This is a genomic window from Streptomyces sp. NPDC102462 (genome assembly GCF_044765425.1).
Classification (GTDB): domain Bacteria; phylum Actinomycetota; class Actinomycetes; order Streptomycetales; family Streptomycetaceae; genus Streptomyces.
Genome location: NZ_JBIWKB010000026.1, coordinates 85,220 through 111,001, shown reverse-complemented (window position 1 = coordinate 111,001; position 25,782 = coordinate 85,220). Strand labels below are relative to the sequence as shown.

At 74.4% G+C, this 25,782-nt stretch carries 25 protein-coding genes; 9 read left to right on the top strand and 16 right to left on the bottom strand.

From position 1 onward, the window contains the following. Window positions 1-102 precede the first annotated feature (102 nt). Window positions 103-1,482 carry a S1 family peptidase gene (locus ACIRFL_RS22930; RefSeq protein WP_404031260.1) on the bottom strand — a complete coding sequence of 460 codons (1,380 nt, stop codon included), beginning with the start codon at window positions 1,480-1,482 and terminating at the stop codon, window positions 103-105. Between the two features lie 158 nt (window positions 1,483-1,640). Here ACIRFL_RS22930 and ACIRFL_RS22925 point away from each other — a divergent pair, with 158 nt between their 5' ends. Next, window positions 1,641-2,027, top strand: a complete 387-nt coding sequence (locus ACIRFL_RS22925; protein WP_404031258.1) for a PPOX class F420-dependent oxidoreductase — start codon at window positions 1,641-1,643, stop codon at window positions 2,025-2,027. Between the two features lie 138 nt (window positions 2,028-2,165). Here the strand turns inward: ACIRFL_RS22925 and ACIRFL_RS22920 are convergent, their stop codons facing one another. Then, window positions 2,166-2,582: a Zn-ribbon domain-containing OB-fold protein gene (locus ACIRFL_RS22920; RefSeq protein WP_404031255.1), complete on the bottom strand. Its 417-nt coding sequence runs from the start codon at window positions 2,580-2,582 to the stop codon at window positions 2,166-2,168. Between the two features lie 149 nt (window positions 2,583-2,731). Next, entirely contained in the window at window positions 2,732-3,460 is a 729-nt protein-coding gene (locus ACIRFL_RS22915) for a TetR family transcriptional regulator (RefSeq protein ID WP_404031253.1), read from the bottom strand. A 173-nt stretch (window positions 3,461-3,633) separates the two neighbouring features. On the opposite strand from ACIRFL_RS22915, the gene ACIRFL_RS22910 reads away from it, so the two are divergent. Continuing rightward, on the top strand, window positions 3,634-4,266 hold the full coding sequence (locus ACIRFL_RS22910) for a peptidoglycan-binding protein (RefSeq protein ID WP_404031250.1): 633 nt from the start codon (window positions 3,634-3,636) through the stop codon (window positions 4,264-4,266). A 427-nt stretch (window positions 4,267-4,693) separates the two neighbouring features. Here the strand turns inward: ACIRFL_RS22910 and ACIRFL_RS22905 are convergent, their stop codons facing one another. The 3 genes from ACIRFL_RS22905 to ACIRFL_RS22895 form a co-directional block, all read right to left on the bottom strand. Further along, window positions 4,694-5,074: a hypothetical protein gene (locus ACIRFL_RS22905; RefSeq protein WP_404031248.1), complete on the bottom strand. Its 381-nt coding sequence runs from the start codon at window positions 5,072-5,074 to the stop codon at window positions 4,694-4,696. Window positions 5,075-5,490: 416 nt separating this feature from the next. Beyond that, the gene (locus ACIRFL_RS22900; protein WP_404031246.1) at window positions 5,491-6,420 is read right to left on the bottom strand and encodes a MurR/RpiR family transcriptional regulator; all 930 of its coding nucleotides are present in this window, start codon (window positions 6,418-6,420) and stop codon (window positions 5,491-5,493) included. A 69-nt stretch (window positions 6,421-6,489) separates the two neighbouring features. After that, on the bottom strand, window positions 6,490-8,238 hold the full coding sequence (locus tag ACIRFL_RS22895) for an ArnT family glycosyltransferase (RefSeq protein WP_404031244.1): 1,749 nt from the start codon (window positions 8,236-8,238) through the stop codon (window positions 6,490-6,492). 379 nt (window positions 8,239-8,617) lie between these two features. Here ACIRFL_RS22895 and ACIRFL_RS22890 point away from each other — a divergent pair, with 379 nt between their 5' ends. The 3 genes from ACIRFL_RS22890 to ACIRFL_RS22880 all read left to right on the top strand — a co-directional run bounded on the left by ACIRFL_RS22890 (window position 8,618) and on the right by ACIRFL_RS22880 (window position 12,203). Continuing rightward, window positions 8,618-9,013, top strand: coding sequence for a YybH family protein (locus tag ACIRFL_RS22890; protein ID WP_404031241.1), 396 nt, complete (start codon window positions 8,618-8,620; stop codon window positions 9,011-9,013). Between the two features lie 110 nt (window positions 9,014-9,123). Further along, a complete protein-coding gene (locus tag ACIRFL_RS22885; protein WP_404031239.1) occupies window positions 9,124-9,864 on the top strand; it encodes an HAD family hydrolase in 741 nt (246 codons plus the stop codon). Beyond that, window positions 9,861-12,203, top strand: coding sequence for a glycoside hydrolase family 65 protein (locus ACIRFL_RS22880; RefSeq protein WP_404031237.1), 2,343 nt, complete (start codon window positions 9,861-9,863; stop codon window positions 12,201-12,203). The genes ACIRFL_RS22885 and ACIRFL_RS22880 overlap by 4 nt, the downstream gene beginning before the upstream one ends. Window positions 12,204-12,437: 234 nt before the next feature. Here the strand turns inward: ACIRFL_RS22880 and ACIRFL_RS22875 are convergent, their stop codons facing one another. Further along, window positions 12,438-13,331 carry a M48 family metalloprotease gene (locus tag ACIRFL_RS22875; protein WP_404031235.1) on the bottom strand — a complete coding sequence of 298 codons (894 nt, stop codon included), beginning with the start codon at window positions 13,329-13,331 and terminating at the stop codon, window positions 12,438-12,440. Continuing rightward, window positions 13,328-13,711, bottom strand: coding sequence for a BlaI/MecI/CopY family transcriptional regulator (locus ACIRFL_RS22870; protein WP_388704898.1), 384 nt, complete (start codon window positions 13,709-13,711; stop codon window positions 13,328-13,330). The genes ACIRFL_RS22875 and ACIRFL_RS22870 overlap by 4 nt, the downstream gene beginning before the upstream one ends. A gap of 169 nt (window positions 13,712-13,880) precedes the next feature. Between ACIRFL_RS22870 and ACIRFL_RS22865 the strand changes: the two genes are divergently transcribed. From ACIRFL_RS22865 to prcB, 3 genes are all read left to right on the top strand, one after another. Continuing rightward, complete coding sequence (locus ACIRFL_RS22865) at window positions 13,881-15,368, top strand: hypothetical protein (RefSeq protein WP_404031304.1); 1,488 nt, start codon at window positions 13,881-13,883, stop codon at window positions 15,366-15,368. Further along, a complete protein-coding gene (locus tag ACIRFL_RS22860) occupies window positions 15,365-16,312 on the top strand; it encodes a lysylphosphatidylglycerol synthase domain-containing protein (protein WP_404031232.1) in 948 nt (315 codons plus the stop codon). Before ACIRFL_RS22865 ends, ACIRFL_RS22860 begins: the two co-directional genes overlap by 4 nt. Window positions 16,313-16,443: 131 nt before the next feature. Then, window positions 16,444-17,298 carry a proteasome subunit beta gene (gene prcB / locus ACIRFL_RS22855; protein WP_404031230.1) on the top strand — a complete coding sequence of 285 codons (855 nt, stop codon included), beginning with the start codon at window positions 16,444-16,446 and terminating at the stop codon, window positions 17,296-17,298. Between the two features lie 32 nt (window positions 17,299-17,330). Here prcB and ACIRFL_RS22850 read toward each other — a convergent pair whose 3' ends face one another. Next, window positions 17,331-18,071 carry a response regulator transcription factor gene (locus ACIRFL_RS22850; protein WP_404031227.1) on the bottom strand — a complete coding sequence of 247 codons (741 nt, stop codon included), beginning with the start codon at window positions 18,069-18,071 and terminating at the stop codon, window positions 17,331-17,333. A gap of 90 nt (window positions 18,072-18,161) precedes the next feature. Between ACIRFL_RS22850 and ACIRFL_RS22845 the strand changes: the two genes are divergently transcribed. Continuing rightward, window positions 18,162-18,983, top strand: a complete 822-nt coding sequence (locus tag ACIRFL_RS22845) for a hypothetical protein (RefSeq protein ID WP_404031225.1) — start codon at window positions 18,162-18,164, stop codon at window positions 18,981-18,983. Window positions 18,984-19,026: 43 nt separating this feature from the next. Here the strand turns inward: ACIRFL_RS22845 and ACIRFL_RS22840 are convergent, their stop codons facing one another. The 7 genes from ACIRFL_RS22840 to ACIRFL_RS22810 form a co-directional block, all read right to left on the bottom strand. After that, entirely contained in the window at window positions 19,027-20,382 is a 1,356-nt protein-coding gene (locus tag ACIRFL_RS22840; RefSeq protein WP_404031222.1) for a sensor histidine kinase, read from the bottom strand. After that, a complete protein-coding gene (locus tag ACIRFL_RS22835; RefSeq protein ID WP_404031220.1) occupies window positions 20,379-21,056 on the bottom strand; it encodes a response regulator transcription factor in 678 nt (225 codons plus the stop codon). Before ACIRFL_RS22835 ends, ACIRFL_RS22840 begins: the two co-directional genes overlap by 4 nt. Further along, window positions 21,010-21,792 carry a phosphatase PAP2 family protein gene (locus tag ACIRFL_RS22830; protein WP_404031217.1) on the bottom strand — a complete coding sequence of 261 codons (783 nt, stop codon included), beginning with the start codon at window positions 21,790-21,792 and terminating at the stop codon, window positions 21,010-21,012. The genes ACIRFL_RS22835 and ACIRFL_RS22830 overlap by 47 nt, the downstream gene beginning before the upstream one ends. Continuing rightward, on the bottom strand, window positions 21,789-22,391 hold the full coding sequence (locus tag ACIRFL_RS22825; RefSeq protein ID WP_404031214.1) for a phosphatase PAP2 family protein: 603 nt from the start codon (window positions 22,389-22,391) through the stop codon (window positions 21,789-21,791). Before ACIRFL_RS22825 ends, ACIRFL_RS22830 begins: the two co-directional genes overlap by 4 nt. After that, window positions 22,388-23,047, bottom strand: coding sequence for a DedA family protein (locus ACIRFL_RS22820; protein WP_404031212.1), 660 nt, complete (start codon window positions 23,045-23,047; stop codon window positions 22,388-22,390). Before ACIRFL_RS22820 ends, ACIRFL_RS22825 begins: the two co-directional genes overlap by 4 nt. 126 nt (window positions 23,048-23,173) lie before the next feature. After that, window positions 23,174-24,133, bottom strand: a complete 960-nt coding sequence (locus ACIRFL_RS22815; protein ID WP_404031209.1) for a hypothetical protein — start codon at window positions 24,131-24,133, stop codon at window positions 23,174-23,176. A 13-nt stretch (window positions 24,134-24,146) separates the two neighbouring features. Beyond that, window positions 24,147-25,619 (bottom strand): APC family permease, encoded by a 1,473-nt coding sequence (locus ACIRFL_RS22810; RefSeq protein ID WP_404031206.1) that lies wholly within the window; start codon window positions 25,617-25,619, stop codon window positions 24,147-24,149. Window positions 25,620-25,782 lie beyond the last annotated feature (163 nt).

The following is a 25,782-nucleotide window of genomic DNA, read 5'->3' as shown; positions in this document are numbered from 1 at the left end:
TCTGGGTGGATCTTCGCACGGATCGTCCGGTGGTGAGGGCCTGAGCCGCCCGGACGACCGGTGCGGAAGTCGTCACCAAGAGTAGTTGCCTTTGGGGCAGGATCAACCCCAGGTGGCCGAGTAGTACCGCTGGTACGCCTTGCGGTCCTGTTCCGCCCGGATGTAGCGGGTGGCGACCAGGGCGATCAGACTGCCCGCGATCACCAGCAGGCCGGGCCCGACGGCCCGGCCGTCCGTGAGCCGGGACAGCGCACTCGCCTCCCGCGCGACACCGGTGACCGGAGCCGAGGAGCCGGGTGAGGCCGCGCCGGGGGCGAGCGCGCCCTGCGTGGCGGCGGCGGACGGCGCGGGGGAGGGCGCGGCGCTCCCGGCCCCGCCTCCCGGCGCCGCGACGATCAGCCGCACATCGAGCGCGGCGAGCGCCTTGGTCACCGGCTGGAAGAAGGTGGTGCCGCCCGTGGTGCAGTCGCCGCTGCCGCCGGAGGTCACGCCCAGCGCGATGCCCTCGGAGAACAGGGGGCCGCCGCTGTCGCCCGGCTCGGCGCACACATCGGTGCGCACCAGACCGGTGACGGTGCCCTCGGGATAGTTGACGGTCGCGTCGAGCCCGGTCACCTGACCGTCGCGCAGCCCGCTGGTGCTGCCGCTGCGGAACACCCGCTGCCCGACCGTGGGGTCGGCGGCGCCCGTGATCCGCACACCCCGGCCGCCGCCGACGGCCACCACGTCCGCCCCGTCGCCGGCCCGGCCGGACGCGTATGCGACGAGGGAGAAGTCGCTGCCCGGGAACTCGGTGCGCACCGTCGTGCCGAGCTGCCGGCCGCCCCGGCCGTCCGCGAACCAGAGGGTGTCCGCGGGCCCGCAGTGCCCGGCCGTCAGGATGAAGTCCCGCTGTCCGTCGGTGACGTTGAAGCCCGCCGAGCAGCGCCCGCCGGTGGACAGGATCGGCTGCGCCCCGTTCAGGCGGGTGGTGAACGCGCCCCGGGTGCGCTCCATGTGGACGAAACCGCCGATGCCCGCGGCCACCCGGGACAGCCGGGACCAGTCGCCGGCGGAGACGGTCGCGTCGCCCTGCACCACGACCCGGTTGGTGCGGTAGTCCAGGGCCCACGCGGTGCCCGCGACCCGGGGCGCGGAACGCAGCGCCGCCGTGGCCGACCTCAGCTCGTTCATGCTGTGCCGCACGACCTTCGCCTCGGCCCCGGCCCGGCGCACCGACCGCGCGGCCCCCTCGTCGGTCACCGCCACGACCGGGCGGCCGTCGGCACCGGTCCAGCTCCCCGCCGTACGGGCGGTGCCGAGCCGCGCCACCAGATCGGCACCGGGTCCGGCGGCGCCTTGCGCCGCGCTGAACGGGGCGGCGGACGGGCCGGGCGGCTCGCCCGCCACGGCCCGGGCGACCATCGTGCCGCCCAGGAGGAGTCCGCCGACCGCCGCCAGCTGTGCCGTCCGCCGGACGAACCGTCGTCGTGCGTGCCTCATGCATGGCTCCCGAACCCCGAACGCGCGGTGCCGACACCGCGGGGCCCTCCGGTCGTCGAGCGCCCGCCCCTGCATACGTGGCCCGGCACGCGTGCGTTCACCGCGCCCCGGCCCCGGATGCGGGACGGTGCGCCGCACGGCCTTCTAGACTGCCCGGCATGACGGATTCGCCGCTGGACCGGCTCGGCGCGGGCAAGTACCTCCTCGTCACCAGCTACCGCAGGGACGGCAGCCCCGTCGCCACCCCGGTCTGGGTGGTGCGCGACGGGGACGCGCTGGGCATCTGGACGGTCGCCGACTCCTGGAAGGTGAAGCGGATCAGGCGCCGCGCCGATGTCCTCGTGGGGCCCTGCGATGTGCGCGGCAGGCCGACCGGCGAGCAGGTCCCCGCCACCGCCGAGATCGGCGACGCGGCCACCACGGCCCGCTACCGCGACCGGATCGCCCGCAAGTACGGCGTCGTCGGCCGCCTCACCCTGCTCGGCAGCCGGCTGCGCCGCGGCGTCCGGGGAACCGTCGGTATCCGGCTGACGCTCACCCCCTGAGCCGGCACCCACGCAGCGCCGCCGCCTCGTCCGGGACGGGCGGTCGCATCGCGCCCGGCCGGGAACCGGCCCTCGTACCGCGGGCGTTCCTGCGCCGGAACCGTGATCGGGACGGACGGGCCGGGGGCCGGCGGGCCGTCAGGTCCAGGCCCCGTACGGCTCGTCCAGCAGTTGGAAGACCGGCTCGCCGCGCACCGGGTCCTGGGCCGTGGACAGCCGGACCCGGTCCCCGCTGTGCACGCCCACCGGCGGCCCCATGACCCGGCCGCGCAGGATGAAACCCTCGGCCATCTCCACCAGGGACACATTGCGGGCGGCGGGTGTGTTGCGGTGCAGCACGGAGGAGTGGCGGACCGTGCCGATGCCCTCGCTGCGCTCGGTGCGCAGATCGCTGCCCCGGCACACCGGGCAGAGCAGCCGGTGGTACATGGTGGTGCCGCACCAGGTGCAGCGCTGGAAGAAGAGGACGGTGCCGGAGCCTTCCGGCGTGGGGTCGAGAACGCCCGTCGTGGTGCCGGCCACCGCGCGGGCGGCGTTTGCTGAGTGGTGGTACACGCTGGTCAACTCCCTGCACTCGGCCGGAATCCGGCGTGCCCGGCACCGACCGGGCACGCGTGTGCGCGGTACGCCGTGCCACCGTGCACGCCGACAGGTTATGGCACTCAGTGTCAAGCGTAAAGGCACTCGGTACCCCGAATTTCCCGTCAGTCGCGGCCCAGCGCCGACTCCAGTTGCTGCACCACCCGCCACAGGGGCGCGTCGCGCCGGGAGACGAGGACGACCACGTCCTCGGGGCCCTCGGCGCGCGGGACTTGGGGTGCCGCGCCACCCTCCGTGCGCGGGCGGGCGAAGGCCGACTGCACATGGCCCAGCGCATGGTCGACGGCGGCGCCCGGGTCGCCCCGGCCGTCCGAACGCAGCCAGGAGCGCAGGGCGTTGTTGTGCGCCGCGACGACCGCGGCGGCGATGACGTCGGCCCGCAGCGTGCCGTCCGGCTCGCCGGCGAAACGGCGGCGCAGATACCCGGCCAGCGCACGCTCGTAGCGCCACACCACCGACAGTTCGTACGCGCGCAGCCCCGGCACCTGCCGGGTGAGCCGGTAACGCTGCACGGAGAACGCCGGGTTGACCGCGTACATCCGCAGCACGAGGCGGGCCGCGTCGCACACCCGCCGCACCGGCTCGTGCTCCTCGCCGTCCTCGGCAAGGAAGGCGGTCATCTCGGCCAGGCAGCGCTCGTGGTCGGGGAAGACCACGTCCTCCTTGGAGGGGAAGTAGCGGAAGAACGACCGCCGTCCGACCCCCGCGAGCGCCACGATGTCGTCGACGGTGGTCCGTTCGTAGCCGCGTTCCAGAAACAGCCGGAAGGCCGCCGCGACCAGGGCGTCCCGCATCGGCGGCTTCGCGGCCGGGGCCGCGCTGCTGGAGCTCATGGACGCGAACGTAGCACCCGCGCGGGCCGGAACGGCACTCCGTGCACGCTCCTCGGGGTACTGAGTGCTCCCCGGCGGTCCGCGCCCGTCCCGGGCCCGGCTGAACCGGCGGGCCGCCGCGGCCGTATCACTGGCCGGGGATCGCTGCCCGGGGATCGCGGAAGGAGAGCGGCGTGCCGACACCGCCGGATGCCGAGGAGCCGCAGCGCGGCCCGGTCCTGGAACCCGTCCGGGTGCTGCGGCCCCGGCGCTTCGACGCGCTCGCCGAACTGATGCGGGAGATACGCGAGGACGCCGAGGGGTACGAGGCCGTCACCGCGGAGCGGCGCACGGACCGGGCCGAGGAGCAGACGCAGGAACTGCCCACGGTGCGCACACCCGGCGCCCGCACCGGTGCCGGACTGCGCCGGGCCGCCGTCGCGGCCGTCGTCGGCGCCGCCGCCCTCGTCGGGTTCGGCGGCGCCCTGCTGCTGCCCGGCCGCGGTGACGCCGCCCCGAGCGCCGGGCCGTCCCGCTCCGCCCCGGCCGCGCCACCGGCGGTGAGCGCTTCCGCCGCCGACCCCGACGGCCCCGGCACCCTGCGCGAGGGCGACAGCGGAGCCGAGGTCGTCGCGCTCCAGCAACGCCTGCTGCGCATCCCGGACGTCTACCGCGACGGGGCCACCGACGGCCGCTACGACGCCGTGCTCGCCGCGGCCGTGGCCCGCTTCCAGCTCTGGTACGGCATCAGGGGGGACGAGACCGGCGTCTACGGCGACGACACCCGCCGCGATCTGGAGTCCCGCACGAACTCGGGCGGCGGCTGACCGCGTCTCCCTGCGGGGCGTCTGCCGTTTGTTGGCTGGCTCGTCGTGGTGGTTGGTTGCGCAGTTCCCCGCGCCCCCCTGCGGGGCGTCTGTCGGTTGTTGGCTGGTCCGCCGTGGTGGTTGGTTGCGCAGTTCCCCGCGCCCCTTGGGGGGTGTCTGTCGGTTGTTGGCTGGCTCGTCGTGGTGGTTGGTTGCGCAGTTCCCCGCGCCCTCTGGGGGGTGTCTGTCGGTTGTTGGCTGGTCCGCCGTGGTGGTTGGTTGCGCAGTTCCCCGCGCCCCTTGGGGGGTGTCTGTCGGTTGTTGGCTGGTCCGCCGTGGTGGTTGGTTGCGCAGTTCCCCGCGCCCCTTGGGGGGTGTCTGTCGTCTGTTGGCTGGCTCGCCGTGGTGGTTGGTTGCGCAGTTCCCCGCGCCCCTGCGGGGGCGGGGCTCAGCGGCTGGGGGGGTGTGCGAGCAGGGCGTCGGTGACCGCGCGTACGCTGCGGGCGATGTACTGGAGTTGGCGTATCTCGGCCGCGTACATCTTGATCGTGTGTTCGATGACCGACTCGGGCAGGCCCAGTGAGGGCAGTTCGGAACGGGCGGTCTGCAACGCCGTACGGGCCACCCGCATCTCGTGGTGGACCTGTATCTGCGCATGCCGGGCGAGCAGCACCGGATGCCGGATCAGCGCCGGGTAGCCGGAGTAGCGGGCCGGTACCAGTTCGCGCAGCCACTTGGCCGCCGAGCGCTCCCAGTCGTAGCTGCCGGGCTGCTTGACCTGGCGGGGCCAGTCCGGACTGATGCGCGTGGTCGTCAGGGGCATGATCATCGCTTCCGGGTGTGCTGCGTCGTGCGGGGTGGTGCGACGGGTTCGGGCGGCCCCGGTCTAGGGGATGACCGGGGCCGCCACGGGCGAATCGCGCAGGCGATGCCCCACCGAACACCCCAGGTGCCGGCGCGGGTAGGGAGCGACGGCTCGGGGTGCTCGTAGCGGGGCCCCGGGGGCCGGAGCCGGCGCGATGAGCGGTGCGGCGGCGTGCGCATGGGCGGTCCGGCTTTCTCGGGGCGGTGCGACAGGTGCGTCCTGGGGTGCGGAACGCTCCCGGAGGGAAGCCGGGTGCGATCTGTTGAGCAGTATTTATATATGCCGTCGTCTTGGCAAGAAGCATGAAAACATTCATGACGGATCTGTGGTGAATGATCCCGATCGGTCCCGGTGACCCGCCGCCGAGGCGCCTTCCCGGCTCAGTCCTTCAGGAAGAACTGGTGCTGCTCGGCGACCTGTTCGTACTCCTCGAGACGGGCCTGGGTGCGCTCGGGATCGGCGTCCGTCATGGCCTGGAGCAGCGCCGCGGACAGCACGCCGGGCGCGGCGTAGGAGTCGAAGACCAGCCGCGAGCCGGTACCGGTGGCGAAGGTGACGTCCGCCTCGTCGGCCAGCGCCCCGAGCGCCAGATCGGTCACCAGGGCGACCCGCAGCCCGGCGCCGCGCGCGACCCGGATCGCGGTAAGGGTCTCCTGCGCGTGCCGCGGCATGCCGAACGCCAGGATCCAGGTGCCGCCCGCTTCCCGCGACTGCAGCAGCGCGTCGTACGCCACGCTCCCGCCGCGGGTCACCAGCCGTACGTCGGGATGGATGCGGCGGGCGGCGTAGGCGAAGTACTCGGCGAGCGACACGGAGATGCGCAGCCCGAGCACGGTGAGCGGGGTCGACCGGGACAGCTCGCGGCCCACCCGGATCACCCGGTCCGGATCGGCGAAGTCCCGCCGCAGATTCTCCAGGTTCGCGATCTCGGCGTCGACGGCCGCCTGGAGTTCGTTGCTGCGCCGCATCTCCTCGGCCGCCGCCGCGGCGCCGCCGGGGAGGGCGGCCAGCGCGATCGACTGGAGCCTTTCCCGCAACGCGGGGTAACCGCTGAAGCCCACGGCCGCGGCGAACCGGGTCACCGAGGGCTGGCTCACGCCCACCCGCTCGGCGAGATCGGTGATCGAAAGGAACGCGGCCTCGGTGATGTGCTCGATCAGGTACTGGGCGATCCGCCGCTGGCCCGGGGACAGCCCATGGCCGTCGAAAAGCTCTCTGAGCTGGGAGGTCGGTGCGGCTTCCGCCTCCGGCACGGTCTTGCCCGAGGTGATCGCGGACGCCTGCGCGCGTGCCTGCTGCGGCGATGGCACCGGGGTGCCTCCTTTGTCTCCCACGAAGACTCAACATAGCTCACGGACCGTGGCGGCCAGGGGCGTGGCTCAGCGCCGGTAGATCATGATCGAATGACCGACCTGGTCGATGGAGCGGCTGCTGTCGATCAGTTCGGCCAGCCTTCCGCGGGCCTTGGCGACCGAGGAGTCGGACACCACGAGCACGCCGCGCACCTCGGACGGCGGCACCCGGCGCGGATCGGCCGCGTGGATGCCGTAGTAGGCGGGCACCCCACTGCCCTTGTAGACGAGCCAGATCCGCTCGCCCCGGTACCGCTCGGCGAGCCGGTCCGCGAGCCGGCCCAGGTCCTGACCCCAGTCCACGTTGGAGTCGTGCAGTCGCAGCCGGGTGTGCCCGGGCCCGCCGAACGCCTCGTTGGAGTACGGCAGATAGGCGGGGTAGGTGCGCAACGAACTGACGGCGGCGAACACCACAAGGGCCCCCGTGACCACCGGGCCCCACCGCCACCGCGCCGCGAGCACACAGGCCGCCGCGACCGCCAGGAACATCGGCACGAACACGGCGTAGCGGGTGCCGAAGTCCCGCGACCCGGTCATCGCCACGGCCAGCAGCACCGCCGGCGGCAGCAGCAGATACGGCGCGGCGGGCCGCAGCCGGCGCACCGTCACGACCGCCGCGCCCCCGGCCGCCCCGAGCGCGAGCAGCCCGAGGGGCGTCTTCACCAGCAGGGCAGCCGGCAGGTAGTACCAGAGGGAGCCCGTGTACAGCCGACCGAACAGGAAGCCCTGCCAAGGGTGTTCCTCCAGGCCGAACTGCATCCGCATCCCCACCCGGTACGCCTCCGGGAACGGCAGCAGCCCGACCAATCGCCCGCGAAGCCCGTGCAGGGCGGGCACCGGCTCCGCCGAAGCGAGGCGCAACCGCGGATCGACGGCCAGATAGACGGCCCACACCACGGCGACCGCGGTCAACGCCACGACCGCCGCCCCGGCCGCGCACTCCGCCGGCGTCGCGCGCCGGCCGGTCCGCCCCGCCGCGCCCCGGGCATGCCGCACCGACACCGCGGCCAGCGGCATCAGCACCACGATGGCGGGCAGCGCGCTCATCTTGGTCGCCACGGCGGCGCCGAGCGCCGCCCCGGCGAGCGGCAGACACCGCCAGGGCCGCCGCCGCGCCCGCCACACCAGCCAGACCGACGTCAGCACGAAACCGGCCGCCGGAATGTCCAGCGTGGCCAGCGAGCCATGGGCGACGACATCCGGGCAGAAGGCGTACAGGGCGAGCGCGACCAGCCCGCCCACCGGTCCGGCGACCTCGCGCGCGAAGGCCAGGACGACCAGCCCGAACAGCAGCGTCAGCACGATCACCGGCAGCCGGGCCCACAGCATCAGCCGCCACGGGTCGTTGCCTGACTCGTACAGCAGATGCCGCCCCACCTGGCCCTGTGTACCGGGGTACGAGGAGTCGTAGTGCGGATCGGCCACCGCCACCCCGGCCATGACGACGAGCTTGCCGAGCGGCGGATGTTCGGGATTGAGCCGCAGCCGGTGCTCGTGCAGGTAGTCCGCGGCGGCGGCCACGTACACCGGCTCGTCGATGGTCGGCGTCTGCTGCACGGCCGCGGTCACCATCGCCACGGCCGACTGCCCCAGCAGCAGCACCACGAGGAGCGGCACCGGCCAGCGCCGGGGGCGGCGCAGCGCCGCGCGCAGCCGCGACCCGAACGCGGCCTTCGCGCGCGCCGGCAGCGGCGGGGTCGCGCCGCCGGCGGACACCTCGGAGGTGGGTGTCCCGGGGATCCCGGGTGCGCGGACCGAGTGCTGTTCGTGTGCCATCTTCCGCCCCGCGGCGCCGAGCCGGACGGCGGCCGGAGCGATCCGGGGCCGCGTCCGGGCCCCGCCGCCGCCCCGCTCCCGCCGCCGGGCACGTCACCGCTTCACGCGTCGTACCGGCAGACCCTCTGCCGTACACACCGGTACGGCCCGCGACCGGCCGCGGTTCAGCCCGAGGTGGCCGGACCGCGCCCGGACGCGGACCCGACGGGCTCGCGTCCGCCGCCGGGGACGGCCCGGCCGTCCGCACCGGGGCGTGCGCCGCGGGGTCGAGCCCGCTGTGATCCGCGCCGGCCCGCGGTGCGCCGATGAGTTTCCGCGCGGCCCGCGGTCCTCACCTCGACGCCCCGCCGCTGGGCGGGGCAGGAAGGAGGACCGGACCGTGTCCGACGACGAGACACAGATCCGCGGCCTGATCACCCGCTGGGCCGAGGCCGTCCACCGCGGCGACCTCGACGGCGTGGCCGCCGCGCACACCGAGGACGTCGTGCTGTTCGACGTGCCGCCGCCGCACGACGGGGTGCGTGGACTGGCCGCCTACCGGGAGGTCTGGCCGCCCTTCTTCGTCTGGCAGGCCGAGGGCGCCTGTTTCGAGATCGACTCCCTCGATGTGACGGCCGGTACCGATGTCGCCTTCGCGCACGCCCTGTTGCGCTGCGGCACCCCGGCCGAACTCGCCGAACACCCCGCCCGGCGGCTGCGGCTGACCATCGGACTGCGCAAACGGGACGGCCGCTGGCTGATCGCCCATGAACACCACTCGTTCCCGCACGGCTGACCGGCGCGCCGCTCCAGGAGGGCACGGCCGGGTATGAATTCGCCGAGAAGGACACCCGATGTGGCACGCGCCACTCAGTGCCGGGCTTGTTGTGGGGAACAGTGCTGGGTATGACACAGCTCGGTCTGCCCGACCCCATCCTCGCCTGCCTGTTCGACCTGGACGGCGTCGTCACCAAGACGGCCGTCGTGCACGCCGCCGCCTGGAAGGAGACGTTCGACGCCTTCCTGCGGGAGCGGGACGGCGAGCACTTCCGCCCCTTCGACGCCACCGCCGACTACGCCGAGTACGTCGACGGCCGCCCCCGGGCCGACGGCGTGCGCACCTTCCTGGCCGCCCGCGGCATCGAACTGCCCGAGGGACACCCCGACGACCCGCCCGACGCCGCCACGGTGCACGGCCTCGGCAACCGCAAGAACCGGCTGCTCCTGGCGAAGATCCGCAACCAGGGCGTCGAACCGTACGAAGGCACGCTGCGCTACGTCGAGGCCGTCCGGGCCCACGGGCTGCGCACCGCGATCGTCTCCTCCAGCGCCAACACCGTGGACGTGCTGCGCTCGATCGACGCCGAGCACCTTTTCGACGTCCGCATCGACGGCGTGGTCGCCGCCGAGCGCCGGCTGCCGGGCAAGCCGCACCCCGACACCTTCCTCGCCGCCGCCCGCGATCTGGGCGTGCCACCGGCGCGGGCCGCCGTGTTCGAGGACGCCCTGGCCGGGATGGAGGCGGGCCGCGGCGGGCACTTCGGGTACGTCGTCGGCGTCGACCGGGCCGGCCGGTCCGACGCCCTGTACGCGCACGGCGCCGACGTGGTCGTCGCGGACCTGGCCGAACTGGGGGGCAAGCAGTGATCACCCAACGGGCGTACACCGTCGAACCGTGGGCCGTGCGCGAGACGGACCTCGACCTCGACGTCCTGGCGCAGAGCGAGTCCGTGTTCGCCCTGTCCAACGGGCACGTCGGCTGGCGCGGCAACCTCGACGAGGGCGAACCGCACGGGCTGCCCGGCAGCTATCTCAACGGCGTGCACGAACTGCACCCGCTGCCGTACGCCGAAGCCGGCTACGGCTACCCGGAGTCCGGCCAGACCGTCATCGACGTCACCAACGGCAAGGTCCTGCGGCTGCTGGTCGACGACGAACCGTTCGACCTGCGCTACGGCCGGCTCGTCCGCCACGAGCGGACGCTGGACCTGCGCCGCGGCGTCCTGGAGCGGACCTGCGAGTGGACCTCGCCTGCCGGTTCGACCGTCCGGGTCCGCTCGACACGGCTGGTCTCGCTCACACAGCGGGCGGTGGCCGCCGTGGCCTACGAGGTGGAGGCCGTCGGACGCCGCACCCGCGTGGTGATCCAGTCGGAGCTGGTCGCCAACGAGCAACTGCCCGAGTCCGACGCCGATCCGAGGGCGGCGAAGGCGCTGCAGTCGCCGCTGGAGCCGGAGGAGGACTTCGCCTCGGGACACCGGCTGCGGCTGGTGCACCGCACCCGGCGCAGCGGTCTGCGGGTCGCCGTGGCCGCCGACCACACGGTCACCGGGCCCGAGGGGACCACGACGCGCAGCGAGAGCACCCCCGACGTGGCCCGGCTGACGGTCACCTCCGTGCTGGAGCCGGGCGCGCGGCTGCGGGTGCAGAAGCTGGTCGCCCACGGCTGGTCCGGGACCCGGTCGCTGCCCGCGATGAGCGACCAGGTCGACGCCGCCCTCGCCGCCGCGGCGCACGGCGGCTGGCCGGGCCTCCTCGACGAACAGCGTGCCTTTCTGGACGACTTCTGGGAGCGCGCGGACATCGAGGTGGACGGCGACGGGGAGATCCAGCAGGCGGTCAGGTTCGCGCTGTTCCATGTGCTGCAGGCCGGTGTCCGCGCCGAACGGCGGGCGATTCCCGCCAAGGGGCTGACCGGGTCGGGCTACGACGGGCACGCGTTCTGGGACACGGAGATGTTCGTGCTGCCCGTCCTCACCTACACGGCGCCCGAGGCGGTCGCCGAGGCGCTGCGCTGGCGGCACGACACACTGCCCGCCGCCCGCGAACGGGCGGCCCAACTCGGTCTGGAGGGCGCCGCGTTCCCCTGGCGCACCATCGCGGGCTCGGAAGGGTCGGCGTACTGGCCGGCCGGCACCGCCGCCTTCCATGTGAACGCGGGCATAGCCGACGCCGTGGTGCGCTACGTGACCGTCACGGGGGACCGGCGCTTCGAACGCGAGGCGGGCGTGGAACTGCTGGTGGAGACCGCCCGGTTGTGGCGCTCCCTGGGCCACCACGACCAGCACGGCGCCTTCCACATCGACGGCGTGACCGGACCGGACGAGTACAGCGCGGTCGTCGACGACAACACCTACACCAACCTCATGGCCCGCGCGAACCTGCTGGCCGCCGCCGACGCCGTCGAACGCCACCCGCGTCAGGCGGACCTGCTCGGCGTCGACGCGGAGGAGAGCGCCGCCTGGCGGGACGCGGCCGAGGCCATGCACATCCCGTACGACGACGAACTCGGCGTGCACGAACAGCACGCCGGCTTCACCCGCCACCAGCGCTGGGACTTCGCCCGCACCCGCCCCGACCAGTACCCGCTGCTGCTGCACTTCCCGTACTTCGACCTCTACCGCAAGCAGGTGGTCAAGCAGGCCGACATGGTGCTGGCCATGTACACATGCGGCGCGTTCTTCGACGAGGAGCACGTCGCGCGGAACTTCGCCTACTACGAAGCGCTCACCGTGCGGGACTCCTCCCTGTCGGCGTGCTGCCAGGCCGTCATCGCCGCCCAGGCGGGCCATCTCGGGCTCGCCCACGACTACGCGGCCGAGGCCGCGCTGATGGATCTGGCCGACCTGGAGCACAACACGCGCGACGGGCTGCACATCGCGTCGCTCGCCGGTACCTGGATGGCGCTGGTGGCGGGCTTCGGCGGACTGCGCACGCAGGGCGACGGGGTGCGGTTCGCGCCGCGACTGCCCGAGCGGATCAGCCGGCTCGCCTTCAACCTGTGTCTGTTCGGCCGCCGCCTGCGTGTGGAGATCCAGGCGGACAAGGCGACCTACACGCTGCTGGACGGGCCGCCGCTCGCGCTCCACCACCACGGGGAACCGCTGACGGTGCGCACCGACGGACCGGTGATCCGGGCCGTACCACCGCTCACCCCACGCCCGGCCCCCGACCAGCCCGAACACCGCCGCCCGCACCACGCCTGACGAAGCGGGCCCCCTGCCGGAGGCGTACCCGCGCCATGGACGAACGGATCCACCGCGGGACGCCGCCGGGCGCTGTACCGGACGACGGCGTGTGGTGGGCGCCGGGTCGAACGAGGGCGGGCGCCGGGCGCTGTACCGGACGTTCGCGGGCGCCGGGCCCCGGGCCGGACGTCGGCGGGCGCCGGGCAGCCCGGCCGCCCGGCGCTCCCGCACACCCGCGTCCGCGCCGGGTGTTCAGAGGAGGGCGCTGGTCAGTGGGGTGAGGAGGTCGTTGGTGGCGTCGGCGGCGCAGAGGGGGGCGAGGATGGCGAGGGCGAGCACGGCGAGTGCGGCGGACCACAGGCGTGGGGGCGGTGCCGTCTGCAGGGCGGCGACCCGACGGACGACGGCCCGCTCCGCGAAGCCGAGCGCACACACCGGCCGGGCTCGGCCGGCGCAGAGCGCGGCCCGGGCCAGGGCGCGCGCGGCGGTCCCGCGGTCCCCGACCGCTCCCGCGGCCTGCTCGTCGGCCCAGCGCTCCACCAGGAACGCCACGGCCCGGCGGGTCGGAGCGAGCAGCGGATCGGCAGCGGCGGCCAGCGTCACCGCCGTCACCAACGCCCCGTGCCGGTGGGCGAGATGGGCCCGCTCATGGGCGAGCAGCACCCGCCGCTCGGCCGGCTCGAGCGCGCCCAGCATGGCGGAGGTCACCAGGATCCGCCCCGGACGGCCCGGGATGGCGAACGCCAGCGGCACGGGGGAGGCGGCGACGATCAGCTCGGTGTCCGCGGGATGCCCCTGGGCGAGGCGCCGCAGGGCCCGCCGGGTGGCGCGTTCGGCCCGCACCGCGCGGTGCACCCGCCAGGCGACGACGGCCAGCGCAGCGCACGCCGCGACGCCGATCGCCTCGGGCACCGGGTCGGCCAGCCGGTGCCCGTCCTCGCGGGCCTCGGCGACCACCGGGGGCGCGCTGCCGACCAGCGCGGTGGCGAGCAGCACCAGGGACCAGGCGGTGGCCGCCGCGGTGAGCACGGCCGCGGCGGTGAGCACGCGGGCGGCCAGCGCCGGGGCCATCCGGCGGCCGATCACCGGGCTGACGGCGGGCAGCAGCAGCGACAGCAGCAGCGGTGTGTACACGTCCACCCTCATGCGCCGCCCCCGCCCAGCAGGTCCCGCAGGGCCCGCTCCTCCTCGGCGCTCAGCCCGGTCACGAACTGCTGGAGGGCGGCGATCGGGTCCGGGCCCCGGTCCAGGGCCTCATGCATGGCCTCGGCGGTCAGCTCGGCCGCGTTCTTCGCCGGCCGGTACGCGCCGCGCCGCCCGTCGGCGTCCCGCAGCACAAGCCCCTTGTCGTACAGCCGTTTCAGGATGGTGTGCACCGTGTTGTAGGCGAGTCCGCCGTCGATGTCCGCCTGGACCTCGGCGGGGGTCAGCGGCCGTTCGGTCGCCCAGAGCGCGGCCAGCACCTCGCTCTCCAACTCCCCGGCGCTGCGCCGTTCCGCCCTGCCGCGGGAATCCGTGCCAGCCATGCCCCCAACCTTACAGCGCGTAGGGCCGTCCTACTTATGGCCGTAGCTGCGCCGCACGACCGGGTGAGGAGGGTTATTTTGCTCGTGTTTATCCTCGGCTCCCACCCTAGGCACTACAGCCTGTAGGGTGTCGGGAACCCTACACACTGTAGGGCTGGAGGGGTGGATGATGGCCGGCAGCGCGAACGTCACACTCACCGGGGCACGCCGCGACGGACGGCGCCCCCGATCCGGCGCCACCCGCGCGTTGCGCGCGGACCGCCCGCTGGCCGCCGTGGCCGCCGCCTTCACCCTCGCGCAACTCGTCCTCGTACGGCCCGCGATGGGCCTCGGCTGGGACGAGACCGTGTACGTCAGCCAGGTCAGCGGGCACGCCCCCGCCGCCTTCTTCAGCGCGCCCCGCGCCCGCGGCATCTCCCTGCTCGTCGCGCCGGTGACCAGTTGGTCCTCGTCCACGCCGCTGCTGCGCGGCTATCTCGCGGTGCTCTCCGGGCTCGCCCTGTTCCTGGCACTGCGCGCCTGGCGGGGCCTGTTCCCGGTGCGTGTCCTGGCCCTGGCGGGAGCCCTGTTCGCCTCCCTGTGGGTGACCCTCTTCTACGGCCCGCAGGCCATGCCCAACTACTGGGTCGCGGTCGGCGCGCTCGCCGCCGTGGCCTGCTTCCTGCGCGCCCGCGCCGACCGGGCCGACCGCGCCGCGCTGTGGGGCCTGGCCGTGAGCGCGGCGCTGATGGCCTGGATGCGGCCCACCGACGCGGTCTGGACCACCCTGCCGCTGCTCGCCGCCGCCCTGTACCGCCGCCACTGGCGCCCGCTCGCCGCCCTTCTGGCCGGTCTCGCGGCCGGCGCCGTCGAATGGGTCGTCGAGGCGTACGTGAGCTACGGCGGTCTCGCACGGCGGCTGTCCGACGGCTCGGACATCCAGGGCGGCCTAGGCTGGCACCTCGCCGTCGCCGACCAGCTGCGCAGCCTCGGCGGCCGTGCACTGTGCCGGCCGTGCACCGGGGCGATGCCGCATCCGCTGGTCACGGTGTGGTGGTTCGTGCTGCCCCTGCTCGCCCTGTACGGCCTGGCCGTCGCCGTACGAGCCCGGCGCACCGCCGGCACCCTGCTGCCCTCGGTCTGCGCGGCCACCGCCGCCTTCCCCTACCTGTTCCTGATCGGATACGCGGCGCCCCGCTTCCTGCTGCCCGCCTACGCCCTGCTCGCCATCCCGGTGGCCGGCGCGCTCGTCCACCTGGTGACCGCGACCGGCCGGGCCCGGCGTACGGCCGCCGTCGGCCTGGTCACGGCCGGGCTCGTCGCACACCTCACGGTGCAGATCGCCGTGCTGGAACACACCGTCGCGCGCACCACGGCCGCCCACCGCGACTGGGCGCGCACCGCGGCCGAACTGCACCGTCTGGGCGTCCGGCCGCCCTGCCTGCTCACCGGACAGGACGCCATCCCGATCGCCTTCTACGCCGGCTGCTCCTCGGCCGCGACCTCGGGCCACAACGCCAACACCACCCGGGCGGGCATCGAACAGGCAGCGCGCCACACCCCCGTGGCCACGCTCGTGACGGCGGACGGCCGGCCACCCGCGTACGCCCGCTCCTGGCCGTCCACGGCCTTCGGCGGACTGCGCATCTACCACGTCACACCGGCGGCCGGCTCATGACGGCCCCCGCGGACCTCGTCACCGCGGCCGGCCGGCGGCGCGCGTACTGGCACACCGGCTGCTGCCTCGCCGTCCTCGTCGTCGCCGGCTGGCTGGCCCTGCGGCACTGGCCCACCGTGGAGACGGGCGCCGTGCGCCTGGCCGTCGCCGACCAGGGCTGGCTGCTGGTGGGTGCCACCGCGGCGGTCGCCACCTGGGCGTCCGCGGCACTCGCCCAGCAGGGCGCGGTGCCGTGCCGGCTGCCCGGCGGCCGGCTGGTGGCCGCGCAGTTCGCCGCCTCCGCCGCCAACCACGTGCTGCCCGCCGGGCTCGGCGCGGGTGCCGTCAACCTCCGCTTCCTGATGCGCTGCGGGCTCCCGGCGGGCCGCGCGGCGAGCGCCCTCGCGGTCAAGGCCACCGCGGGCGCCGCCGCCCGCGGCGCGCTGATCGCGGTGCTCGCCGCGGCCTGCCCGGGACTGCTGCGCCTGCCGCGCGTCCCCCCGGTCGTCTTCGGTGCCCTGCTCGCCGCGGTCGCCCTCCTGGCGGTGCTGCCGCGCACCCGGCTGTGGCCCCGCTGCCGGCGTGCCGTCGGCGCGGTGCTCGCGGACATCCGCGCCGTGCACGCGAACCCGCCCCGCGCCGCCGCCCTGTGGGGCGGCTCGCTGGCCTTCGCCGCGCTGCACTCCCTGGTGCTGATCTCCGTCACCCAGGCCGTCGAACTGCCGCTGTCCCCCCTCCGGGTGGCCCTGCTGTACCTCGCCGCCAGCAGCGCCGCCGCCCTGCTGCCCACCCCGGGCGGCATCGGCTCCCTGGACGCCGCGCTCGCCTTCGCGCTCACCGTCAACGGGGCCCCGGGCGCCGCGGCGGCCTCCGCCGTGCTCGGCTACCGTCTGCTGACGGTATGGCTGCCCCTGGTTCCGGGCCTGCTGGTGCTCGGGGTGCTGATGCGGCGCAACGCGCTGTGAGCGGCCCGGCGTTTCCCGCGGGCCCGCGCCAGGTAGGAGTCGGATGCCGGCGCCTGCCGCACCGGACGAGGCCGTACCACACAGAACGACGCAGAACGACGCAGAACGACGACGGACTAGGGGGGAATGCCATGGTGGGAGACGACACCGGCGGGCGGCTCGGGGAGGAGTTCTTCACACCCGGCAGCGCGTCCTTCACGGAGTTCCTGGCCGCGCACCGGCCCGAACTGCTGCCGACGCGCCGCCCCTTCCCGGACGGCGTACGGGCCGCGGACGACCGGTTCCCGCACGGCACCACGGTCCTCGCCCTCGCCTACCGCGACGGCGTACTGATCGCCGGCGACCGCCGGGCCACCATGGGCAACCTGATCGCCCAGCGCGACCTGGAGAAGGTGCACCCCGCGGACGACCACGCGGCGGTCGCGTTCGCCGGCACGGTCGGGCTTGCGCTGGACATGGTGAAGCTCTATCAGGTCGAGCTGGCGCACTTCGAGAAGATAGAGGGCACCCCCATGACCCTCAACGCCAAGGCGACCCGGCTGGCCGGCCTGATCCGGCAGAACCTCGGCCAGGCCATGCAGGGCCTCGCGGTCGTCCCCCTGCTCGCCGGATACGATCCGGCGGCGCCCGAGGGGCGGCGGGGCCGCATCTTCAGCTTCGACGTCGCAGGCGGCCGCTACGAGAAGTCCGACTTCCACGCGGAGGGCTCCGGTTCCCCGTATGCGCGCGGCGCGTTGAAGAAGCTGTTCCGGCCCGGCATGCCCCGCCGTGACGCCGCACTCGCGGCCCTCCAGGCGCTGTACGACGCGGCGGACGACGACTCGGCGACCGGCGGTCCCGACATCAACCGGCGGATCTTCCCCCGGGTCTCCGTCATCACCGAGGACGGCTTCGAGCGGCTGTCCGAGACCGAGACGGAGGCGCTCAGCCACGCGATGGTGGAACAGCGCCGCAGCCGCCCGGACGGCCCCGGCACCACCCCCTGACCGGCCCGCGGCGCACGGGTGGTCGCGGGCCCCTAGAACAGGTCCGTCTCCAGCCGGTAGGCGCGCCCGCGCACGGTGGAGATCCGGGGCAGCCGCACCGGACGCGGCGCGGTCCTGGCCGCGTCGGCCAGGCGGCGGCTCAGGCTCGCCACGGTGACGTCGAGCGCCGCCCCCGGTCCTGAGGGGTCCTCCACCCGTGCCCTGGCCGCCAGGTGTTGCCCGGTCACGGCCGTGTCCGCATACCGGGCGAGCACGATGAGCACGGCGAACTCCTCGGGCGGCAGCGGGACTTCGGCACCGTCCAGGGTGCAGCGCCGGGCCGCCGCTTCGATCACGAGGTCGCCGAGGCGGACCGGATCGCTCAGCGGGGCCGCCGAGTACCGGGGGCGCAGATGCACCCGCAGCCGGCTCAGGAGCGCGTCGAGGCCGAACGGTTTCGCCAGATGGTCGTCGGCGCCCGCCTCCCGCCCGGTGACCACGTCGGCGCCGTCCTCGCGGGAGGTGAACACGACGATCCGCAGACGGGGGAACCGGTCCCGCATCCTGCGGACCACGTCGAGGCCGTCGGTGTCCGGCAGCCCCAGGTCCAGCAACAGCGCGTCGTACGACGCCCGTTCGGCCTCGGCCAGCGCATCAGCCCCGGTGCGGCGCCAGGTCGGCGCATAGCCGTTGCCGCGCAGCCCGCTCTCCAGCCGACGGCCGAACGTGTCGTCGTCCTCGACGAGCAGAACGCGGAAGGGGCGGGGGTCCGGTGTTGCCGCGGGTGTGCGCATGACCGTCAGCGTAGAGCCGGCGCCGTTGCGCGGGGAGCGGCGGTGGGCGGTCAGGATGCGTTCAGGTTTCCGATGGCACCGTCGGGCCTCATGACCTCACAGACCTCCCGGACCCCCGTGGCCGCGACCGTGGCGCCCGGCCGCCCGTCGCGCTGGAACAAGGTGCCCGAAATCACCGTCTACTTCTGGGTGATCAAGGTGCTGTGCACCACCGTCGGCGAGACCGCGGCGGATCTGCTCAACGAGAAGGCGGGCCTCGGCCTGACCGGTGTGTCGCTGCTGATGAGCGCGCTGCTCGCGGTCGTCCTCGTCGTGCAGTTCCGCATGCGGGCCTACCGGGCCGCGGTGTACTGGACGGCCGTCGCCCTGATCAGCGTCGTCGGCACCCTCATCAGCGACAACCTCACCGACAACATGGGCGTGCCGCTGGAGGCCAGCACCACGGTGTTCGCTCTCGCCCTCGCCGTCGTCTTCGGCGTCTGGTACCGCCGCGAGCGGACGCTGTCGATCCACAGCATCGACACCGGCGCCCGCGAGACCTTCTACTGGCTGGCCGTGCTGTTCACCTTCGCCCTCGGCACGGCGGCCGGCGACCTGGTCGCCGAGCGCATGGCCCTCGGCTACTGGCTGTCCGCCGTGCTGTTCGCCCTCGCCATCGCGGCGGTCGGCGTCGCCCACTTCGCGCTCGGCCTCGACGCCGTGCTGGGCTTCTGGATCGCCTACGTCCTCACCCGCCCGCTCGGCGCCTCGGTCGGCGACTACCTCTCGCAGCCGGGCGGCGACGGCGGCCTGGGGCTGGGCACCGTGGTGACCAGCGGGCTCTTCCTCGCGGTCATCCTCGGCCTGGTCACCTATCTCACCGTGACCCGCAAGGACGTCACCGAGGAGCGGGCCGTCCCCGCATCCGGGTGAGTGAGGTGCCCGCCCGGCGGGCGGCGGCGCCCGGAGCGGGTCCCTACCCGGCGGGCAGCGTCACCCGGAAGCGCGCCCCCGTGACGCTCCCGGGCTCGTAGGAGACCTCACCGCCGGCGGAGCGGGCCAGGCGTCGCGCCAGCGGCAGCCCCAGGCCCGCCCCGCCGTGCCCGTCACCGGGGTCGGCCCGCCGGCCCGGCTGGAAGAGCCGGCCCGCGAACCACTCCGGTACGCCAGGACCGTCGTCCGTGACATCGACGCGTACGCCGTCCGCCGTCGCGCGGGCGGCGATCGTGACCTCCGTACGGGCGTAGCGCAGCGCGTTCGCGACGAGCGGGCCGACGATCCGCTCCAGGAGTGCGGCCCGCACCCCGGCACGCAGCGGCTCCGGCCCGGTCACCGCGATGCGCACCGCGTCGGGTGCCTCCACGGCGGCGACGAGACGACGCAGCGCGGGCAGCACGTCACTCGTGCCGGGGGCCGGTCCGAGGCCGTCGCGGGCCTCGTCCAGCAGGGTGTCGTAGATGGTGCCCATCGACCGGGCCGCCTCGGCGATCACTTCGTGGGTGGCCCGGGTCTCGGCGCCCGACCGCGGGCGGGCGTGCCACCAGTCGAGTTCGGCGACGATCCGGCTGAGCGGCGTGCGCAGTTCGTGCGACAGTTCCGCGGTGAGTTGCCGCTCGTGCCGCAGCACCGCCCGGATGCGGTCGAGCAGGGCGTCCAACGAGGCGCCGAGACCGGCGAGTTCGGCCGGGCGCCCGGCCGAGCCGAAACGCTCGTCGGAGGCCGTGGCGCTCCACTGGGCGGCCTGGTCCGTCATGGTGCGCACGGGCCGCAGTGCCCGGCCGACCGCGAGCCGGGTCAGCCCGTAGGTGCAGGCGAGCATCGCGACGTCGAGGGCGAACGAGCCCAGCAGCAGCGTCTTCGCCGAGTTGCGGTACGGCGACAGGTCCAGGGCCGTGACGACGGTGGCGGCGCCCGCAGCGCCACCGGAGACCGGCTCGGCGCACAGCCGGACCGGATCGCGGCCCTCGACGGTGCCGCAGCCCCGGCCCGCGCGGACGAGTGCGTCGACCGCCCCGGTGAGGGCGTCGGCACGGGCCGTGGACGGCGGGCGTTCCAGCAGCCGGGGGCCTGCGTAGATCCACACGTTCGTGTCCAGGAGGGTGTCGTCCGCGCTCTCCAGGACCCGTACCGAACCGCCGCGGGTGTCGACGGTGGTGGCGACGGCCGCCGCCCGGGTGCGCAGTTCGTCGTCCGCCTCGCGCTGGAGGCGCTGCCCGGCCACGGTGTTGAAGGCCACGGTGAGGACCGCCATCAGCAGCGCGGCCGTCGTCAGCGCGATCAGCGACAGCCGGCCGCGCAGGGTCCGCGGCGCCCACCGCGAGGACGTCCTCATGTCAGCCGGTGGCCGACGCCGCGCGCGGTGCCGACCGTCATCCCGCTGCCCGCGGCGCGCAGCTTGCGCCGCAGCCGGGTCAGATACTGGTCCAGGGTGTTGTCGCTGACCTGCGCGCCCTCCGGCCAGCCGGCCCGGACCAGTTCGCGGCGGCGCACGATCTCCCCGCCCGCCGCGGTGAGCGCCGCGAGCAGCCGGAACTCCGTCGGGGTGAGGGCGATCCGGCCGCCCTCCACGGTGGCGCTGTGCCGGACGGGGTCGAGGACCAGGCCGCCGGCCGCGGCGACGGACGGCGGGGCCGCGGCCGGCGGCGCGGCGCGCCTGAGCGCGGCGCGCAGCCGGGCGGCGAGTTCGGTCAGGTGGAAGGGCTTGGGGAGATAGTCGTCACCGCCGGCGGAGAACCCCGACAGCCGGTCCGTCAGACCGCGCCGCGCCGTCAGGAAGATCACCGGCGCCAGGAACCCGCCCGCGCGCAGCGCCTGGCACACGTCCCGGCCGTCGGCGTCGGGCAGTGCGACGTCCAGCACCGCGGCGGCCACGTCGGGCGTCGCCAGCCGCAGGGCCGTCGCCCCGTCCGGGGCGGGCACCGTGTCGAAGTCCTCGTCGCGCAGGCCGCGGCGCAGGACGTCACGCAGGGCGTGATCGTCCTCGACGACCAGGATCTTGGGGCGCATCTTCCTCGCTCGTCACCTTCGTCGCGTTCATCGAGTTCGTCGCGTTCCTCGCGCCGGTCGTGCCGTTCGCGCCGGTCGTGCTCGCCGGGCCGGTGACGAGCCGTGCGGGCAGCCACCGGGCCGCCGCGTACAGGCAGACGCCGAGCCAGCCGACGGCGAACAGCCAGCCGCCGAGCACATCGGTGAACCAGTGCACGCCGAGATGGACCCGGGTCAGCCCCACCAGCACGCCCCAGCAGCCGACGGCCAGGCACAGGGGCGTTCTGCCGCGCGGGGCGCGCACACCGACCGCGAGGATCACCAGCCCGGCGGTGAGGGCCGCCGTGGTGCTGTGGCCCGAGGGGAAGGCCCAGCCCGAGGCGTGTGTCTGCCAGTCGGGCCGGGGCGGGCGGGCCCGTGCGACCAGTTCCATGACGCCGTAGCGCACGGCCTGTCCCGCGCCGAGGCAGGCCGCGCCCAGCAGCACGGCGGCAAGCCGCTGCCGCGCGGTGCGCCCCACGACCAGCGCGGCCACCACCAGGGCGTACGGCAGCACCCCCGTGCCGGTGGCGGTCAGCCCGCGGGCCACGGCCAGCGCCACGGCCGGACGGTGGCCGAGGGACCAGTGCAGCAGGGCCTCGTCCGGGAACAGCGGGGCGCCGTGACCGCCGGCCACGACCGCGGCCAGCACCCCGAAGGCGGTCCAGGCGCCGAGTGCGATGCCGCCCGCGAGCCCGGCGACGCCCTTGCGGTTCATGACACCAGGAGCGGGCGCAACCGGGTCGCCGACAGCCGCAGGGCGAGCCCGCTCGGCAAGCGCCGCAGCACCGTCATCGCCACGAACGCGACGAGCCCGCCGAGCACGACGCCCGCGAGCACGTCGTGCGGATAGTGGACGCCGATCCACACCCGGGAGACCGCCATGGCGCCCGCGGCCAGGGCGGCGACGGCCCCCAGCCGGCGCGAGACGAAGCACAGGGCCACCGCCGCGGCGGCCGCGATCGCCGCGTGATTGCTCGGGAACGACCAGTCGCCCGGCGCCGGACACGCCTCCAGCGTGCTGACCCGCAGGCTCCGGCACGGCCGGCTCTCCCGCACCAGCGCCTTCAGAGCGGTGTCCACGCCGAACGCCGCGAGCACCACCAGCGGAACGGCCAGGGCCGTCATCGCAGCCCCCGCACCCGAGCGGCGCGAGCGCCACCAGCCGATGGTCATCAGCACCGCGAAGAGGGCCAGGCCGTAGGCCGACCAGGCCGTCACCGCGCCGTCGACCCAGCCGGGTGAGCGGTGCGCCAGCGCCACGACGTCCGTGTAGGACTCCCCGTCGAGCGCCACGGGCGAGAACGCAAGGATCATCGGGCCTCCTTCGCCGCCCTGCGGGAACGCAGCACCTCGGCGACGAGTGGGAGCAGGGACACCACCACGATCACCGCGATCACCGGCAGCAGATAGCGGTCGATGTTCGGCACGGAGGAGCCCAGCGCATACCCGGCGAGGGTCAGACCGACGCTCCACACCAGTCCGCCGATCACCTGCCACACCGTGAACGTCCGGGCGGGCACGCCGAGTGCCCCGGCCATCGGATTGAGCACCGTGCGCACCACGGGTACGAACCGGGCGAGGACGATCGCCTTCGCGTGCCCGTAGCGGTCGAGCAGTTCCTCGGCGCGCCGCGCACCCTCGTGCAGCCGCGCCGAGCGGCTGCGCGCGAGCAGGGCGCGGCCCGCGTTGCGGCCGAGCAGATACCCGCACTGCGAGCCGGCCAGCGCCCCCACCGCGGCGGCGACCAGCAGCGGCGCCAGGGACAGCCGCAGCCCCCGGTCGGCGGTGCCGGTGCACAGCAGGCCCGCCGTGAACAGCAGCGAGTCGCCGGGCAGGAAGAAACCGATCAGCAGCCCCGTCTCGGCGAAGAGCACCACGCCGACGCCCAGCACGCCGAAGGCGGCCAGCAGCGAGTGGGCATCCAGCACGTTGACAGCGAGCTGCGACGACAGGTGTGCAGCAGTGAGCATCGTCGCGCGCCCCTTCATTCGACTACATGAGTGTAGACGGTCTACGAAACTGTAGACGATCGACGGGCGTTCCGCGTTCCCGCGGTCTGTCGCACGGCTTCCCGCGCCCCTTTGGGGCGCCGTGCGTCATCCTCGCAGGCCCAGGTCGCCGCGCCGGCGCAGGAGCTGCTTCTCCGGGTCGCCCGTGTACGACCACGGGACGCGGGTGGCGCGCCGGCCCATGATGCGCAGCGTGGCCGAGGCGATGTCCGTGGTACCCGCGTGGCAGGCCGCATGCGCGAGGTGGTTCAGGTCGCGCAGTTCCGCCGGGGCGACGGCGGCCTCGCCCCGGCCCGCGAGCCACCGCAGCCAGGTGCGGCGCACATCGCTGACCGCGCCGTCGTGGCTCCAGTGCTGGCCCGGGCCCACCGCCCCGTGCACCCCACTCGCGCCGTCCAGGGCGTACCGGAACTCCTCGACCCGGGCGTACTGCACCAGCACCGGCAGCGCGCAGCCGGGCGGCGCGACCCCCGCCGCGTCCCGGGCGAAGTCGTACATCAGGCCATGGCTGCCGTGCCAGCGCGCCGAATAGTAGTGCAGCACCTGGAGGTGGCCCTCCACGCTGTAGCGGTCGCGCCGGTGCAACTCGTCCCACCAGCGGGCCAGTTCCCGCCGTCGTACCCCCGTCGGATAGAGCCGGGCCACCGAGATCAGCGAGACCCACGGCGTCGGGTCCTCGGGCCATGCCTCGGCGGCCCGCAGGCAGGCCAGCACGGCGGTGTCGATCCGTTCCCGGTCGATCGGCACACCCCGGCCCGCCGCGATGGCCAGCGTGAAGGCCCGTACCGTCTCGGTCGCCGCGCGCAGCACCAGCGCGTCGGCGCTGTGCGGCTCCGCGGCCAGCCACGTCTCCACCGTCGTACTGCCCGCGCACGCCTGTGCCAGCAGCCGCACCCGGTGCCCGCGCGAGAGCCAGTCGGCGCCGGTGGCCCGCAGCAGATCACGCAGCCCCTGCCAGCGGCCGATCACGATGTCGTGGCGGGTGGAGGTGAGCAGCGCGTCCCCGCAGTCGGGGTCGAAGTCGGGCGTGAAACGTTCCCGCACCATCGGACCGGCCCCCTCAGAAGTCGGTGGGCAGGCCCTCGTGGACACGGGACCGCGCGACCGCGCGGTCGTCGAGGACGTACCCGGCCTCGACGGTGCGCGTGGCGTCCAGCCTGGCCGGCCGGTAGTAGTCGCTGCCCCGGTGCCAGTACCAGAGCATCGGCACCAGCCCGACGGCCAGACCGCCGATGCCGATCGCCACGGCGGCGCCGCTGAGTTCGCCCAGTGACTCGACGAAGACCCAGAACATGAACAGCGAGCCGAACAACGGCCACAGACCGCCGAGGACGAACCGGGCCGGCGAGGTGAACAGCAGCTTGCGGTAGGCGACGACCGCCGCGAGCCCGGCCAGTCCGTAGTACACGGCGATCTGCAGGCCGATCGCCGAGATCGCGTCGGAGAGGATCTCCCCGACCGAACCGAGGGCGTTGGCGGCGACGAGCATCGCCAGCGCCACCACGCCGACCGCGGTGATCGCCACCCAGGGCGTGTTCCAGGTGCGGTGCACCCGGCCCAGCACGGACGGCATCGTGCGGTCCCGGCCCATCGCGAACAGCGAGCGTGTCACCTGGATGAGCGTCGTCTCCAGCGTGGCGACGGTGGACAGCATCACCGAGACGATCAGCAGCTTGCCGCCCCAGCCGGGCCAGATCTCCTCACCGAGCACGGCCAGCACATTGGCCGAGTTCCGGGCGATCTGACCCGAGGAGAGGATGACGTTCGCGGCGATCGTGAACGCCTCGAACAGCAGGAACACCACGCCCAGTCCGATCAGGCCCGCCAGTCCGGTCGTACGACGGCTGTTGCGGGTCTCCTCGCTCAGATTGCTCGCGACGTCCCAGCCCCAGTAGTAGAAGGCGGCGATCAGCGCGCCCGAGGCGAACCCGGACGTCCCGTCGAACTGACCGAAGCCCAGCCAGGACCAGTCGAACGGGCGGGCGTTGCCGGTGTGCAGGACGGCCAGCACCGCGAACAGCGTCAGCAGGCACAACTCGGCTCCGGACACCAGCAGTTGCGCCCGTACGGTGATCCGGGCGCCGCCCAGCACGATGCCGAGCATGAGCAGGAACCAGCCCGCGCCCACCGCCGTGGCGAGCGCGGTGTCCTCGGCCAGCCCCTCATCGAACAGCGCGAGCGTCATCGAACCGGCGGGCAGCGATCCGGCCACCATGAAGATGGTCGCCGAGACCACCAGCGCCCAGCCGCTGACGAAGCCCAGACACGGATGCAGCGTGCGGCCCACCCATGAGTAGCTGGCGCCCGCGTTCACATCGATCCGGCCGAGCTGCGCGAAAGCCAGCGCGATGCCCAGCATCGGGATCGCGCAGTACAGCAGCGCCGCCGGGCTGGCCAGGCCCACCGCGCCGACCAGGACGGCGGTGGTGGCGGCCAGCGAGTAGGCCGGAGCGCTGCCCGCGACGGCCATGACGACGGTGTCGAACGTACCGAGGGCATTGGCCTGCAGCCCTCTGCCCCTGCTGTTGCTCATGATGGCGCTGCTTTCCGGTCGTGCACGGCGCCCGGGCGGCCCGGCCCGAGGGCGTACGAAGTGGGGGGTGTGGACCCGTCACGGACCCGAAGAGGGATGGCCTCGAGGTCGCGGGCGGGCCCTGGGGAGGAAAGAAGGCGGTGGGCACCGTTCAGCCCTGCGT